The following is a 15,887-nucleotide window of genomic DNA, read 5'->3' as shown; positions in this document are numbered from 1 at the left end:
AAATCATCTTCGATGCACTAAAATGAATTCCTTTCCTTATGGCACAACGTTAACTGCAAAACTGTTTCGGTAACCTTTTTCTATGGCGCAACGCGGCTGAGGGTTTTTTGATACTGCCTGCCACGCAACTAAAGGAAAGTTGCCGCAAGCACTCGGGGTTAGCGCACTCCTCGAGTTGCGTTCATGATTTTCCAGAAGCGTGAGGGCTCATGACTGCCCATCAGCCAGGCTGAAAGTTACCCGGCCAATTCGTTATGCCTTCGGAGTGATGATTCGCACGCATCCCGTAGCCCGAAAAGTCGGAATCAAGCGGATTTCACCCAGGATCGTGGCGATGTTCTTGGTAAAGTCATCGTTCACATATCCGATCTCGATGGTCAGGCCATCGACCACCAGGAGCTCAAGGTGTGCGGTATCGGCTACCACAACCTTTCCACTTGGAACATTGGCAGACAGCACCACGCGCATTCCCCGCAAGAGTTCCGGCAGAGGCTGAAGGTAAGGTCCAGCTAGGTATTCTCCGGCTGTGGTCTTGGCCAGTTGCACACCCAGGAAGTCCGATGGACGGAACGCTACCACGTTAGGCGAGAATCCTGCCTCTTGCATGGTGGCTATCGCTTCGCTCGCCGCATCTGCCAAGCTGGTATACACCAGGCTGGTGTAGCTGGTGCCCAGGGTATTGAAACCGCCGAAGGCAGGGGTCGTGCTTCCATCCATCAGCATGTCGTCCACGGCCAGCGCGATGCTGCGTTGCAGAGTCACATCCACCGCCATTTTCAATTCGGCGCTATCGCTGAGGGATTGCTTGGACAACTTGGTATAACCAGCGATGGTGATGGCGCCTTGCTGTATAGCGGTAAAGTCAGGACGCAGCGCTGACTTCGCTGTGCCTTCACCCGCTTGTACCGCGGCTGCACCCTGTACGCCAGTGTAACGGCTGTATTCCAAGGTAGAGATGCCGCCTGCAGGACGCAAGGGGAGCGCATTTTGAATTCCCAGGGCGGCACCAGTTGGTAAGGTCAGCCCGCCGGATGCGATCTTTTGCACATTGGTGGTGGTGATTACATCGGATGCGGCCTTGATTTCAAACCGTAGCTGCTTGGTCTTTGCCAAAAGGTCGCTATTGGCGGTCATGCCTTCCCAAACTTGTGAACCCATGCTCTTGGTATTTCTACCGGTGCCGAAGTCGTCAGCATCGAGCGGCGTACCGCGCTGCTTCAGTTGCAGAATCTCGTCCGCGAATTCTCTATTCTTGAGAATGAGCTCTTCAATTCTATTGTCTGATTTCTCATAAAGAGCTTTCATCTGGCCTTCGATCTTGTCGAGCCCTGCGGTGATTATTTCGATAGTCATATATTTTTTCCAAAAGTAGATAAACGGAACATAAAAGCAGTAGCGAGCTCATCGCTACTTTCCTTTGCCCGAACATCATCGCCAGCGTCCCGCTGTGCGAAAAGTTCCTTGGCTTTGGTGACAAGCTGTTTAGCCGTCCCCCGATCGAGTCCCCCTACATCCCGTAGTAAGCACTCAAATTCTCTGATACTTCCAACTTTTTCGATTTCTTCCGAAAACTTGACATCAAGCACACGTGATTCATCGTTTGCTGGATCCGTTACGATGGATATTTCTTTTAGTGCCTTGATGTTGTGGATCACGCGCGCACCGTCGGCACGCCGCTCAATACTGTTGTGGTCCGGCATGATCGCGACAGACAAACCGCTGACCAAGCCGGATTTGATGGACCAATATGCATTCACCGCTGAAGGCATCTGCATGACCAGCCCTGCGGTGCCTTTCAAACCCCGGCCATCTTCCTTTAGACCAGACCAGGTGCCAATGGGCAATTCACCGCGCATCCACCCGTGATTCACATATACCTTCACGGACTCGCTTGACTTCAATACCTCGGCGTAGGCGCCCGGCATGATCACATCGTTTTTAGAGTCCAGGACTCCGAAAACGGAGCCGTAACCGGTGAACTCTCCTTCGGTATTCGCAAACTTCAAGTCACATTTATTTAACGCCAGCATTTTTATCTCCACAGAGTTTTATTGCTACTGATTTTATGACAATTATACATTATCTTATCTTAATAATCATGATGTTATATTTACAACCGAAAAAACACAGTGCCTCTTTTTCCTTTTCGTCACGGCTGATAAATAGTCGAATGCAACATTGCAGACGTCTGCACAATGCTGGAAGGAGTACCCCCCTCCTGAAACTCCCGCACGTAAAAATCCGATTAAGCAGACGGTCTAGGCGGGTGAGGCTTTGGACTTTTACGCCGCCCCCTCTGCCAACTTGCTCACTTAAGGCGCTCATCTGAGCATCTTTGTCAGAGCCCCTATTCATGCGGGTTTCAGCAAAGTTGCTCAAGGTGCTCAGGGGTATAGGCATGTTGAGCAAGTTGCTCAAGGTGTCCAGGCTCCTGAACAGCTTGAACAACTTAGCTATAAAGCAATATATATATAGTTGTTGGGTAAGTTGTTCAGTGAACAGCTTAGGTGAGCACCTTTGGGTTGGCGTGAGCATCTTATTCACCAGCCGCGCCTAGCGTCATTTGTGGGCTTTGATGTTCCTTCGGTAGCGTCCAAACCCACGCACCATCCCCAGCTGCTCCGCCGATACGCTGCGGTTTAATGCCGAGCGCCGCCTGTGCCCTGCGGATGGTTGCCCATGAGTACCCCGCCTCTTTCGCGTGCTTCTTGACGTCATTGCTCGGTACCGGCCCGCCAGCTAACACATCACTCAACCAGTCGGCTGCATCCCCCGCCAGCGTGCTTTCATGATCGCCGTCTTCATCGTCCCGCCCGAGCGCATCATCAGCGGATATCAGCACGATCTCCTTCTCCCACACCACGCGTGGCACGCCACCCACCTCCTCGATGTGGTAGGCCATGCCTGTCGCGTCCGGCCCCAGGTTGTTCTTTAGCGGAAGGAATAGACGCCTGTTCTGGTCGCTCTTGTCTTTGGTCACCAGGAAGGCGGCACGTGCCGCTGCAACGAATGCCAGGCTGCCGGTTGACCGGTAGAGTGCTGAGCCACCTGTGCCCTTGTTCAAGTGGGTAACAAAGATGATCGCAGCACCGATACTGCTGGCCAGCTCGGACAGTGGCGCTATCACGCCCCGCACTTCCGCATTGTTGTGCGAGTCAGCCCCATCCAGATAAGCGGATACCGGATCGACCACGATCAAGCGGCATCGCGGCAATGTCAGCGCCGCTTCACGGATGGGCTCAAGATCGCGCCGTAGACTCAATAGCCTGGTCTCGGGATCACCGTCGCGGTTCAAGCTTTCCACCCCGCCAACGATATGCACCCGCGAAGGATCAGCTCCCGCCGCATCCAGACGCGGCCGGATGGTATCGGCAGGATCATCTTCTGCGGAAACAAACAAGACGTCGCCTTGCGGGCATGGTCCGCCCCCAGCTGGCCAGTCCCGCCCGGTCGAGACGTGCGCGGCAAAGCTTACCGTGAGCATGCTCTTGCCCAGGCCGGGATCTCCGGCAATCAGGGTAGGCTTGCCCAGGGCGATTTTTCCCGGCCATAGCCAGCGGATGGGTTGCGGCTTGACGTCGCTCGCCCTGATTACTTTCAGGCGGGATTTTGCAGACGTCTGCACGCCATGCCCGCGCTCAATGTATCGCTGCTGGTCCGGGTTAAGCGCTTTTTTTTCCTTATCCAGCGCGGCCGCGCCGCGCTCTATACTTGAAATAGCGTTACTCATCATATATCTCCGTCGCAGCCTGAAGGCGTGAAGCGGCCACCAGCAACCGCTTTCTGTCGGATTCCGACAGCGGCACGCCTTGTGCCAGATTAGTTGCGGCAATTGAACAAACGAGGGCTTCGAAGGCTACGCAACGCAAAATGTCCACGGCGTAGAAAGGCCTCCGTTCTTTGGCGCTGCCAGAAGCCGCGTGCTGCTCTGGAAACAGGTCTTCTAGGGTTAGCCCTACCGCTGCGAGAACGTCGCTGGTGGCGCATCCTGCGAAGTCATGCAAGAGGACGCGGCCATCTTCCAGCTCACGAATCGCCAGGGAAGGGTGTTTATCTTCGTGAGCTGGGCAAAGCGAAACGTACCGGCCGGGACCGGTACGTTTCACACCATGCAGGAGCGAAAGCAGCTTGTCGGCGGTCATAACGAATGGCAGAGTGAAGCGCTGCTTGTTGTGGGTGCGATCGGCCGAGCAGTGGATTTCCGCTTGCGCCTGGAGGGTTTAGGAGGGGGCGCCTGCTGTTCGTTTTCTTCCGGCAAAGCGGTATGGCCCAGGATGCCCCGCAAGGCAAACGACATGGTATTAAGCCCGCCGATAATGAAGTGATCGAGGACTTTGACGTCTATCAGCTTCAGTGTGTTTATCAGGTCGCACGTCAGAACCATATCGGCGGGGCTTGGGTTTGCAACGCCGCTGGGATGGTTGTGAGCGAAGATGACAGCGGCCGCATTGTGGTGCAGGCAGCGCTTGACTATTTCACGCGGGTGAACGGCCGTTTGTGTAAGGGTGCCGTAAAACAATGTTTCGGTTTCGATAACACGGTTTTGCGCGTCCAGGAACATGCAAACGAATACTTCTCTTTCGAGATTGGCGAGCAATAGGCGCAAATAATCACAGGCGTGCTGAGGGCGAGTTATTGCCTGTCCCGGCACCTTCAGTCGATTTTCCAGTATCTTTAATGCCCGATATATCGCTCTATCTTCGCGGGCGGTTTGGGTGGGAATGGTCGACGCGGACGCGCCTTGGGATTTGGACATGGTGATACTCCTTTGCAAACGGTTTAACCGCGCCCTCACTTCCAAATGAGGGTGGACGGCGAAGCGTGGATTGGAAGACAGGGCAAAGGAACCTGCGAGCCTCTCGGCTCTCCACGGTCGCCGTCCGTAAACGGTAAACGTATAAACGAAGCGCATAGAAAAGCCGCTCAAGGCGGCTATGCGCCTTTGCTCCGGGCTTCCAAACCCGACCGCTGGAACCCCAGCGGCAGACAAAGCATAATCCCGGCCGGATGCGAATGTCAAGGCACAGGCTGATTTATTTATCATCATGCTTAAGCCCGCTGCCCCGGACTGCCATGGAGTCGTAATAGCTCATGGCGGCTTTCAGCTCAGCTTCAGTATGATTCTGATGGCTTATTAGCCACCTTTCCTTGAGCTCGCCGACAATCAGTTGCATCACACCATCGACAGCCACCTCCACGCTATCGGCAATCCTGTTAAGAATCGCAAGCTTTACTTCCCTCATGATGCGCTGTTCCTCTGCTCGGGCGTCCAGGTGAGCAAGAAGGGCCAGCCCGACAGCTAGCACGGGATACTTCCTGATTACCGTCGCCTGGGGCTCTGGCAAGGTGTCCAGTAGCGCGGCTAATCCCTCCGCTGCGTTGGCCAGTTCATCAGTAGCGTATTCGCCCGCGTCACTTGCCAGCTTGTTGAAATCGATATCAGGACCGCTCATTGCGCTACCGCTTTCTGTGGGACTGCGCGTGGACGGCTGGCTATCCAGGCTTGCACCTCTTCACTGTGCCAGCCGCTGGCACACTCGGAGAGCTTAACTCTTGATGGGAATTGCCCTGATGCTTCCAGGCGATAAATTGAAGATCGGGAGAGCCCGGTTACACGCGAGACTTCGGGCTGCTTTAATATGGATTTGAGCTGCACAATACCTCCTATGGAATACCAACGTGCTTTATGCGACGTTGCAGGAGGTCATGCTAAAGTGATGCTCAACAAAGATAAACGCCGCTAATAAGAGCAAATTAGCGGCGAAAGATTAGGAGGATTTCTCAGTGCTGCTTTTCGATTTCTCAGTGCTGCTTTTCGATTTCTCAGTGCTGCTTTTCGATTTCTCAGTGCTGCTTTTCGATTTCTCAGTGCTGCTTTTCGATCGCCTTGGATAAATTATCTTATCAAGGCGTGACGCTGTTATTCCATGTCGTTCGGCTACAATTTCCAACGCTTCTCTATAAGCATCGAATCCTTGCTGCGGTTTCTGACTGTTTACTGCTTTCAACTTCATCATGGTGAAGTCCAAATCCATTCTGTAAACAACTATTCTGTGAAAAACTGACGCGCCTGTTTGGTCTAAACTACGTTTTCTTCCTCTTTTTTTTTAATTTTTCCCTCAATGATATCCGCAATAAAAATTCTTAATTCAGGCGTGAGTTTTCGCTCGCTTCTAAGTAACTGGGCTAATGGTTCAGCGTTACCTTCGTTAAGATAGCTCGCAACAGCAGAATTCCGTATGAGTTCATCAAAATTAAGGGGCATTGTGAAAATCCTGTTTGTTAGTTCAATTTAAAGGTCAAAATCTTTGCGCCGGACTTTAGGCCGTCCAGATAGTCCGCCCATTCCTGCATCATCTTGCGGCGCTCCGGCAGGTGTTCAGCATAGTTGTATGCTGCCCGCACGGAATCACGCTCAGCATGGGCGAGCTGCCGCTCGATAGCATCGCGATTCCAGCCGTGCTCATTAAGCAATGTGCTGGCCATGCTTCTGAAGCCATGGCCGGTTAATTCTTCTTTGCCATATCCCAGCCGGCGCAGTGCTGAGTTGACGGTGTTCTCAGACATTGGACGGGAAGGGGTACGAACTCCAGGGAACACATATTTTCCCTGTCCCGTAAGAGCGAGAAGTTCTCTCAATACCGCCACAGCCTGGCTACAAAGCGGAACGATATGCACTGCTTTCATTTTCATCTTTTCGCCGGGTATCCTCCATTCGGATTTATCCAGATCGACCTCCGACCATTCCGCGCGTCGTAGCTCGCCAGGGCGCACGAATAGCAGCGGTGCCAACTGCAAGGCACACCTGGTTACGAATGAGCCACGATAACCCTCTACGGCTCGCATCAGCTCACCTATCGCCGTCGGGTCGGTAATACTCGGGTGATGCTTTTCCTTCGCCGGCGGTAATGCCCCCCGGAGATCCACGGATGGGTCACGCTCAGCCCGGCCAGTGGCCACGGCATAACGGAAGATCTGGCTGCAATTCTGGTGCGCTCTATGCGCCGTTTCCAATGCGCCCCGATTCTCAATGCGTCGAAGCGTGGCCAGCAGCACATGAGCAGTGATTTCCGCGATAGGCCGATTTCCTATCCAGGGGAAGATATCTCGCTCCAGGCGACGAATGATCTTGTCCCCATGGCTTACGGCCCAGTTGGGAGAGTGCTTTGTATACCATTCTCGCCCGACCGCCTCGAAACTATTGCCGGCTATTTCCCTATTTGCTCGCTTTGCTTCTTGCTTGAATACTCCAGGATCAACTTCATTGGCTAACAGCTTGCGGGCATCGTCCCTGCGCTGCCTGGCTTGGGCCAGCGATACATCGGGGTATACACCCAGGGAGAGCAATTTTTCCTTTCCGCCGAAACGGTACTTAAACCGCCAGTATTTGGAGCCGTTGGAATGAATCAACAGGAACAGCCCTTTTTCATCGGCCAGCTTGCGCGGCTTGGCTTCAGGCTTGGCATTGCGAACTGCTGTGTCTGTTAATGGCATTGTGGGGGTATAAGGTGCTGGGGGTACACGATGTACCCCCATTTATACCCCTATACGATACCGGATGCAATAGAACTCAGCGGGACGTGGTGGGATAGAGAACCAATGAAAAAGCCCGCAGGGAGCGGGCTTTCGGGACTTCTTGGGACAGGGTGGAACGATCATTTGGTGGCCAAGGGCGGAATCGAACCACCGACACAAGGATTTTCAGTCCTCTGCTCTACCGACTGAGCTACTTGGCCAATTGAAACACATATTCAAATACGACGCGGATACCCGGAGAATTGGCACAGTATGCGTTTTTAGAAGTGCGTAATTCTAGCACAGCGCATAACTCATTGGAACACGCGACAATTGGTTCGGTGGTCTCAAAACTGGGCTTAAAAGGGGCAGAGCGGCGATGAATATCTGATGAAGTTTTAAAACCGAATGATGGGTTGCGCTTCACTCCACCCATCCTACCAGAGGGGCACCGACTCATTATTCAAAAATCCACTGTCTAGACCCACCCGAAACGAGCTACAATTCAGCGTTTTAGCAGTCGCAAGCCATGCGTGTTTCTCGCGGCATTCCCGCTCAGGCAGAAGCGCCTGTTGCGCTCACCATAGGCAATTTTGATGGGGTGCATCTAGGCCACCAGGCTATGCTTGCCCGTTTGAATGAAGCTGCCGCGAGGCTCGGCCTGACGTCTTGCGTGATGATCTTCGAGCCGCACCCACGCGAATTTTTTGCGCCGGACAAGGCCCCTGCCCGACTCACGAGCCTGCGGGAAAAGCTGGAGTTGCTGGCGGCGGCGGGCGTGGAGCGGGTGCAGGTGTGCCGCTTTGATTTCGATTTCGCGAGAATTAGCGCGGAAGAATTTATTGTCGGCATTTTGCAACAAGGCCTTGCCGTGCGCTGGATGCTGGTAGGGGACGATTTTCGGTTTGGCGCCCGCCGGGCCGGGGATTTTGCCATGCTTGAGGCATTTTCGGCACAGTGCGGTTTTGAAGTGGAAGAAATGCCGGGCTATGTAGTGGATGGTGTAAGGGTTTCGAGCACGGCGGTTCGTATCGCTTTGGCTGAGGGCGACCTGGACCTTGTGAAGCGCCTGCTGGGACGGCCTTATAGTATCAGCGGGCGGGTGGTGAGTGGCGCCAAGCTCGGCAGGCAGATCGGGTTCCCCACTGCCAACATTGCGTTCAAGCATAACCGGCCCCCGCTTTCAGGAATTTTCGCTGTAGAAGTCGAGATGGAAACCAGGGGAACGGTGGGTTTATTCTCTCCAGATTCGATTCAGGGAGTGGCCAGCCTGGGCGTACGCCCGACAGTGCATGAGCATGGCAAGCCGGTGCTGGAAGTTCACCTTTTCGATTTCGATCGGGACATATACGGCTGCCACTTGCGCGTGCGTTTTCTGCATAAGCTCCGGGATGAAGAAAAATACCCCGACCTTATCGCGCTTACCAGGCAGATTGGAAGAGATGTGGAGGACGCCAGAGAATACTTTGGCTTGGCTCCCTCGGCAACTTCTGCCCCCGCAAAAAGCCTTCTGCACAGATCGAAATGATGTCCGCTTTATGTTCAAGATTATATGACCGACTATAAAAAAACGCTGAACCTGCCTGATACGCCTTTCCCCATGCGCGGCGACCTTGCCAGGCGCGAGCCTGTGATGCTCGCGGCATGGCAGGAAAAAAATCTCTACCAGAAGATACGGGCTGTTTGCAAAGGCCGCCCCAAATTCGTGCTGCACGACGGCCCGCCTTATGCCAACGGCGATATACATATTGGCCATGCGGTGAACAAGATCCTCAAAGATATTATTATCAAGTCGAAGACGCTCGCTGGCTTCGATGCTCCCTATGTGCCGGGCTGGGATTGCCACGGCTTGCCGATCGAGCATCAGGTGGAAAAAAAATACGGCAAGAATTTGCCTGCGGACAAGGTGCGTGAACTATGCCGCGATTTTGCGGCACAGCAGGTTGCACGGCAGAAAGCAGATTTTATCCGGCTAGGCGTGCTGGCGGAATGGGACCACCCTTATCTCACAATGAACCACAGCACCGAGGCGGGCATTATCCGCGCATTCGGAAAAGTCCGTCGCAGGGGATATGTCTATCAGGGACAGAAGCCGGTTAACTGGTGCATGGACTGCGGCTCTGCGCTGGCGGAAGCTGAAGTGGAATATGAAGACAAGACGTCTTCGGCGATCGATGTGAAATTCAGGGTGATCGATGCCGAACTGTTCTGGAAAAAAATTCGTGGTTCGCATGATTTTGCGTCAACGAATTTAGCTGCTAAACAAGTGTATGTGGTGATCTGGACGACAACGCCCTGGACGTTGCCCGCTAATCAAGCGGTGAGCCTGAACCCTGTCGAATCTTACGTTGTGGCGGATGTCGGTAGTGAGTGTTTACTTATTGCCGAGGCTCTGATGGATAGTGCGCTCGGACGCTACGGTATGGATAGAAATGGAGTCAGCATTGCCGGAAGGTGTACCGGGGCCGAACTTGAAAATATGTTGCTACAGCATCCATTTTATGCACGACAGGTTCCGATAATCCTGGGAGAGCATGTCACCATGGAAGCCGGTACGGGTGCGGTGCACACGGCTCCGGCACATGGCGTCGATGATTATGTTGTGGGTCAGAAATACGGCTTGCCGGTTGAGAATCCGGTTGGCGGTGACGGCCGGTTTTTCGAGAATGTGCCGCTTGTCGGCGGTCTTTCCGTATGGAAAGCCAATGATGTGGTGATTGGAGCGCTGGAGAAAAACGGTCTTTTATTGAAGGCCGATAAGCTTCAGCACAGCTACCCGCACTGCTGGCGGCACAGGACTCCTATTATCTTCCGCGCAACGCCTCAGTGGTTTATTGCCATGGATAAACGGGTGGGCGATAGGGATCAGGATGGGGCTGATCAGACGCTGCGGGAATCGGCCATGGCTGCGGTGGAAGCGACAGCGTTCTACCCTTCCTGGGGCCGTGCTCGTTTGGATGCGATGGTGAAGAATCGGCCCGATTGGTGTGTTTCGCGCCAGCGCACCTGGGGTGTGCCGATGGCACTCTTCGTGAATAAGGAAACCGATGAACTGCATCCCCGCACGGATGAGTTATTGGAGCAGGTGGCGCAGCGCGTGGAGCGAGAGGGAATCGAAGCATGGTTTAGCCTGGATGCCGCGGAACTGCTGGGTGACGACGCGCAAAAATACAGGAAACTGACGGATACATTGGACGTGTGGTTCGATTCGGGCACGACGCATGAAACGGTACTCAAGCAAAATGCTCAACTCGGGTATCCTGCCGATCTTTACCTGGAGGGCTCCGACCAGCACCGCGGCTGGTTTCAATCCTCCCTCTTGACCGGTTGTGCCGTCAACGGCCGCGCGCCTTACGACGCATTGCTCACGCACGGTTTTGTGGTGGATGGGCAAGGCCACAAGATGAGCAAGTCGAAAGGAAATGTCATTGCGCCACAGAAGGTAATGGATACCTCGGGAGCGGATATTCTTCGCCTTTGGGTGGCTTCTACCGATTATTCCGGCGAGCTGTCGATATCCGATGAGATTTTGAAGCGAGTGGTGGAAAGCTACCGGCGCATACGCAATACGTTGCGTTTTCTTCTTGCGAACCTGGCTGATTTCGACCCGGCCGTGGACACGGTGGCGGTAGAGCAATGGCTGGAGATAGACCGCTATATGCTGGCGTTCACCCGCAAACTTCAGGATGACCTGACCGAAAGTTATCGGAACTACGATTTTCACCTGATCGTACATCGGCTGCATAATTTCTGTTCGGAAGATTTGGGTGGTTTCTACCTGGACATTCTCAAGGATCGGCTTTATACCGCAGCTGCCAGGGGTATCCCGCGTCGTTCGGCCCAAAGTGCGCTTTACCATATTGCGCATAGCCTGGTGCGCTTGTTTGCGCCTATCCTCAGTTTTACTGCGGAAGAGGTCTGGAGCCATCTGGCAGGCGATATGCAGGACAGTGGGGACAGCGTGCTGCTGTATACATGGCATGAGTTTCCTTTGCAGCGCGATGAAAGCGCGTTGATGCAGCGCTGGGCCAGGATTCGCGAACTGCGCTCTCAGGTACAAGGGCGGCTGGAAGATTCGCGTGGCCAGGGGAAGATTGGTTCGTCGCTTGCTGCCGAGGTTGAAATTCATGTTGCTGGGGATGATTTCGCGTTGCTTGATTCGCTGGGTGACGATATGCGGCTGATATTCGTCACATCCGCGGCGCGGGTGATGCGTGCAGAGGAGAATGCGGGGAAAGAGGAAATTTCGGTCACCCCATGTGTTCACCCGAAATGCGAACGCTGCTGGCATTATCGTGCGGATGTTGGCATTGATGCCGACCATCCGACGATATGCGGCCGATGCGTATCAAATCTATATGGGTCAGGGGAGATACGACATTATGCCTGAGCATGCTGCGCTTATCATGGCGCGCCGGGTACGATGAAGCTGCAGCTTAGCTTGATCCTGGCACTGATCGTGCTGGTGCTGGACCTGGCGACCAAGCATTGGGTGGAGTCCGCGCTGGTTCACGGGCAGCAGATTCCGCTGACGGGCTTTTTTAACCTGGTGTTAACTTATAACGCGGGGGCGGCGTTCAGTTTTCTCAGTGATGCCGGTGGTTGGCAACGTTGGTTTTTTACCGGCATTTCGGCGGTCGCTTCGCTGCTGATCATTTACCTGCTACGTAAACATGCGGCCGACCGGCTTTTCTGTATCGCGCTAAGCTTTATACTCGGGGGCGCGCTCGGTAATTTGTGGGACCGCATCACTTTGGGCCACGTGGTCGATTTCCTGGATTTTCATGTAGGCGGTAATCATTGGCCCGCGTTTAACGTGGCGGATTCAGCAATTTTTATCGGTGCGGTATTAATGGTGATCGAAAGTTTTCGTCATAAGGAGCTGGACGCGGGAAAAAGCGGAGGATAGTGCTACAGAATATTGGAACCGAAGTTTTTCCGAGGCTGCCACATCACATCTTCCACGCCGTTCTGGCGGTTCAATACGCGGCATAGCACGAATAAAAAATCGGATAAGCGGTTGAGATAGCGAACATGGTATGCCACCGCTGTTTCGGCTCTGTATAGCCTTACCACGCATCTCTCGGCGCGGCGGCAGACAGCGCGTGCGACGTGGCATAAAGAAGCGGCCCGGGTTCCACCGGGGAGTATGAATTCCTTCAGCGCAGTCAATGGGGCATTGTAGTCATCAAGTTGTTTTTCCAGACGGCTGAGTTGCGCTTCGCTCATCGTCACGCGTCCGGGAATACTCAGATCGCCGCCCAGATCGAACAGGTCATGCTGGATGTCTTCCAGGTTGTTGCGCACTTCCTCCTCAAGATTTTCTGCGAGCAAAACACCCATAAAACTGTTGAGTTCGTCGACGGTGCCGATAGCCTCGATACGCAAATCATCCTTAATGGATCGCGTGCCATCACCTAGTCCGGTTGTGCCATCGTCGCCGGTGCGGGTATAGATTTTTGTCAGGCGTTTTGCCATGCTTCAGGTCATCTGCTAATAAGCACTGATAGGATTTCGGCGGATGGGAACGGACGCGAGGAGCGGCAGCATGGCGTGACTACTGGTCTTGCTCGGGCTTGCTCGGTGATCGCGGCCTGAATAGCGCAGCCAGGCGCTTATCCTGCTGTCTGTGGGGCGAATGATCCGGTTGTTTGTTCCGCGAAGAAGATGCCGCTTCAGGGTTATCGGCGTGCTGGGCCGCAGTCGTGCTAGGTATATAAGGTTGGCTGAATAATGGGTCTTCGGGCGTTGTGGAGCCTCGCCGCTGCGGGCCGGCGTGGTCTCTGGGGCGCTTGATGTCTTTGCCATTTCGCGGATGCAATGCGGAGTGCGCGTCATCAGGCCGATCAGAGCGTTTGATAGCGTTTCTCTGTTCTGGCCGCGTCGATTTGTTGCGATCAGGTGCGCGATGTCTACCTTCAGATTCCGCGGATTCTACAGAATGGCCGTGGGCATCTGGCTCGAATCCCGCGACGACCGTGCAGTTGAGCTTGAATTTGAGGAGCTTCTCGATACCGTGGACCAGCTCGGTCTCATCCTCACAAACTAGTGAAATAGCGTCTCCTTTTGTGCCCGCGCGGCCAGTGCGGCCAATCCGATGAATATAGTCCTCGGGCGTCGTGGGCAATTCGAAGTTGACCACATGCGGCAGATCTTCGATGTCCAGCCCACGCGCGGCAACGTCGGTCGCCACCAATACGCGAACTATGCCTTCTTTGAATTCTGCCAGTGCCTGGGTGCGTTGCGGCTGAGTCTTGTCGCCGTGAATTGCTGTCGCAGTGATTCCATCCCTTTCCAACTGCTCCGCCAGACGGCTGGCGCCGTGCTTGGTGCGGACGAATACCAGAACCTGTTTCAAGTCTGCCGATTTGATAAGGTGCGCCAGCAACTCGCGCTTGCGCGTTCTGGACACTGGGTGCACCACATGAGTTATCAGTTCTGCAATGGAATTGCGCCTGGCTACCTCGATCAATTCCGGATCTCTCAAAAGAGTGTTTGCAAGCTTCTTGATCTCTTCGGAGAAAGTTGCCGAGAACATCAGACTTTGACGCTGCTGCGGCAGCAACGCCAGGATGCGCTTGATATCGGGCAGGAAACCCATATCCAGCATGCGGTCGGCTTCATCCAGTATCAGGATCTCGACCTTCGACAGGCTCATTGTCTTCTGCTGGATATGATCCAATAGGCGACCGGGCGTGGCAACGAGAATTTCCACGCCAGCGCGCAAATCTTTCGTCTGGGGTTGCATATCCATGCCCCCGTAAACGACGGCACACCTGAGAGGCAGATATTTACCATAGGTTTTTACGCTTTCGTACACCTGAACGGCCAATTCACGCGTGGGCACCAGGATCAGCGAACGAATCGGATGCCTTGCAGGCGAGGCGCTGGCGCTGGCGCCAGGTTGCAACCGGCTCAGCATAGGCAACGTAAAGCCTGCGGTTTTACCAGTGCCTGTCTGGGCCGCTCCCATGATATCCTTCCCCTCGAGTATGAGCGGGATGGCCTGAGCTTGAATTGGTGTAGGTTCGGTGTAGCCTTGATCGGCTATGGCGCGTAGAATTTCGGGCGATAGGTTGAGTTGAGCGAACGACATATCCATTATTGCTTGCCCACCCGGCAATCGCTACTAGGATAGTCCAGATGGAATAGTTTAAAAAAGTAGGTTGAATACAAAAAAAAGTAATGACAAAAGATTTTGGTGTTGCCCAGAGTCTCCGGGATTCTGGCTTTACTGGATGCTTCACCTGGTAACCGTAGGGCATCACCAGATAAGGCATTACTAGATAACCGTAGGTTGGACTCGACAAAACTTAAAAAATTCATCTAATCATTTCTCGCGCCTTGCTGGATATTTTTGGGCTTCTCTGCTTTAAACCACTCGCCGCTCTTTTTGAATCCATTCAATAAGGCGGGTGAGGCGCCGATTGCCACGGCATCGACCAGGCAATACCAGGCTGCCACGCCGCTAGGCGGATTTCCCTGCGATAACCCGAGAACGGGTTCTATCGTTGCCCATCTCCAGGTTCCCACTGCCGTACCGATCAGTTCCAGCCAGGTAGTGATAAAGAAGGCGGCCAGATAAACCATTGGCGAGCGGCCTTTGAACAGGTAGATCAGAAAAACACAAAACAGTAGTGCACCGACTTGATCACCCTGCGAGGGATAACCGCTGATACCCCAGATCGACCATGCGCCACAGGTCAATACCACAAACATCGCTATCTTGCGCGCATGGGTCAGGAAGAAACCGGAGCGGGCAAGCGCGACAGCCGTCAAGTACACCATACCGTGACCGGGTGGAACGTAGGCTGGCACATTGCCAAACCGATAAGTGTAGCCTTGCATGTAGATGGAGGCGAAGTGTTCACCAAGCGTAGCAAACGCGACCGCTATGATGACCTGCATCCGTACTTCCTTATTCTCTCCCAATAGCAAGCCGAACAAGAATGTCCAGGCGATAAGGCCCATGTTTCTTTGTTGTTCCATGCTCCCGCTGGCGTCCAGGTTCAAGCTGATCGCCACGCATACGAATGTAAGGGTCGCGATGAAATAATCGCGTATCCGGTGGGGAGAGTTCGTATTCGGTAGAGGGAAATTGCGTAACATTCTTTACTTACTCGGATAATTGTCCTGTGCTTGGTATTGATCTGGTTCAGGACCGGGGATTTTCTTGTGAAGTTTTTAAATCAAGGACGAGCAATCAGACTATTGCACATCCACTCCAGCGATGGGATCGGACCCTTCCATCGAATTTCTGTCTCGGCATGTGGAAACACCGGAACGATTGCTTGATGTAAGTAAAACCGCTGCTCCCCGCGTGAATACGGGAAGCAGCGGTTCGGGTGAATAGATGAGGTGTGTCAAGTGCT

Annotated in this window: 15 protein-coding genes and 1 tRNA gene; 3 read left to right on the top strand and 13 right to left on the bottom strand. The window is 53.9% G+C overall.

Annotated elements, in window-relative coordinates:
- Window positions 1-252: 252 nt before the first annotated feature.
- From BLS94_RS14085 to BLS94_RS14035, 10 genes are all read right to left on the bottom strand, one after another.
- Entirely contained in the window at window positions 253-1,353 is a 1,101-nt protein-coding gene (locus BLS94_RS14085; RefSeq protein ID WP_090962499.1) for a phage major capsid protein, read from the bottom strand.
- Complete coding sequence (locus BLS94_RS14080) at window positions 1,350-2,030, bottom strand: HK97 family phage prohead protease (RefSeq protein ID WP_090962497.1); 681 nt, start codon at window positions 2,028-2,030, stop codon at window positions 1,350-1,352. The genes BLS94_RS14085 and BLS94_RS14080 overlap by 4 nt, the downstream gene beginning before the upstream one ends.
- A gap of 506 nt (window positions 2,031-2,536) precedes the next feature.
- Complete coding sequence (locus tag BLS94_RS14070; RefSeq protein ID WP_090962492.1) at window positions 2,537-3,733, bottom strand: AAA family ATPase; 1,197 nt, start codon at window positions 3,731-3,733, stop codon at window positions 2,537-2,539.
- Window positions 3,723-4,142 carry a DNA primase gene (locus tag BLS94_RS14065; RefSeq protein ID WP_090962489.1) on the bottom strand — a complete coding sequence of 140 codons (420 nt, stop codon included), beginning with the start codon at window positions 4,140-4,142 and terminating at the stop codon, window positions 3,723-3,725. The genes BLS94_RS14070 and BLS94_RS14065 overlap by 11 nt, the downstream gene beginning before the upstream one ends.
- Entirely contained in the window at window positions 4,139-4,756 is a 618-nt protein-coding gene (gene radC, locus BLS94_RS15500) for a RadC family protein (RefSeq protein ID WP_176767895.1), read from the bottom strand. Before radC ends, BLS94_RS14065 begins: the two co-directional genes overlap by 4 nt.
- 277 nt (window positions 4,757-5,033) lie before the next feature.
- A complete protein-coding gene (locus tag BLS94_RS14055) occupies window positions 5,034-5,453 on the bottom strand; it encodes a hypothetical protein (protein ID WP_090962486.1) in 420 nt (139 codons plus the stop codon).
- The gene (locus BLS94_RS14050) at window positions 5,450-5,656 is read right to left on the bottom strand and encodes a helix-turn-helix transcriptional regulator (protein ID WP_218124828.1); all 207 of its coding nucleotides are present in this window, start codon (window positions 5,654-5,656) and stop codon (window positions 5,450-5,452) included. The genes BLS94_RS14055 and BLS94_RS14050 overlap by 4 nt, the downstream gene beginning before the upstream one ends.
- Window positions 5,657-6,079: 423 nt before the next feature.
- A complete protein-coding gene (locus tag BLS94_RS14045) occupies window positions 6,080-6,265 on the bottom strand; it encodes a hypothetical protein (RefSeq protein WP_090962479.1) in 186 nt (61 codons plus the stop codon).
- A gap of 17 nt (window positions 6,266-6,282) precedes the next feature.
- Entirely contained in the window at window positions 6,283-7,494 is a 1,212-nt protein-coding gene (locus BLS94_RS14040; protein ID WP_090962476.1) for a tyrosine-type recombinase/integrase, read from the bottom strand.
- Window positions 7,495-7,660: 166 nt separating this feature from the next.
- Window positions 7,661-7,736, bottom strand: a tRNA-Phe gene (locus BLS94_RS14035).
- A 308-nt stretch (window positions 7,737-8,044) separates the two neighbouring features.
- Here BLS94_RS14035 and BLS94_RS14030 point away from each other — a divergent pair.
- The 3 genes from BLS94_RS14030 to lspA are packed head-to-tail and all read left to right on the top strand — an operon-like array spanning window position 8,045 to window position 12,424.
- Complete coding sequence (locus BLS94_RS14030) at window positions 8,045-9,043, top strand: bifunctional riboflavin kinase/FAD synthetase (RefSeq protein WP_090962473.1); 999 nt, start codon at window positions 8,045-8,047, stop codon at window positions 9,041-9,043.
- Between the two features lie 24 nt (window positions 9,044-9,067).
- Window positions 9,068-11,905, top strand: coding sequence for an isoleucine--tRNA ligase (gene ileS, locus BLS94_RS14025; RefSeq protein WP_090962470.1), 2,838 nt, complete (start codon window positions 9,068-9,070; stop codon window positions 11,903-11,905).
- Window positions 11,906-11,938: 33 nt separating this feature from the next.
- Window positions 11,939-12,424, top strand: coding sequence for a signal peptidase II (lspA, locus tag BLS94_RS14020; RefSeq protein ID WP_090962467.1), 486 nt, complete (start codon window positions 11,939-11,941; stop codon window positions 12,422-12,424).
- Window positions 12,425-12,426: 2 nt separating this feature from the next.
- On the opposite strand, the gene BLS94_RS14015 is transcribed toward lspA, so the two are convergent.
- From BLS94_RS14015 to BLS94_RS14005, 3 genes are all read right to left on the bottom strand, one after another.
- Window positions 12,427-12,993: a cob(I)yrinic acid a,c-diamide adenosyltransferase gene (locus BLS94_RS14015; RefSeq protein WP_090962463.1), complete on the bottom strand. Its 567-nt coding sequence runs from the start codon at window positions 12,991-12,993 to the stop codon at window positions 12,427-12,429.
- 79 nt (window positions 12,994-13,072) lie between these two features.
- Window positions 13,073-14,611, bottom strand: coding sequence for a DEAD/DEAH box helicase (locus BLS94_RS14010; protein WP_090962502.1), 1,539 nt, complete (start codon window positions 14,609-14,611; stop codon window positions 13,073-13,075).
- Between the two features lie 230 nt (window positions 14,612-14,841).
- Complete coding sequence (locus BLS94_RS14005) at window positions 14,842-15,624, bottom strand: hypothetical protein (protein WP_090962460.1); 783 nt, start codon at window positions 15,622-15,624, stop codon at window positions 14,842-14,844.
- Window positions 15,625-15,887: the final 263 nt, after the last annotated feature.

It is taken from the genome of Nitrosospira sp. Nsp18, from assembly GCF_900103145.1.
Classification (GTDB): Bacteria; Pseudomonadota; Gammaproteobacteria; order Burkholderiales; family Nitrosomonadaceae; genus Nitrosospira.
Note: the sequence above shows the minus strand (reverse complement) of the source record. Positions and strands in the feature narration are given on the sequence as shown.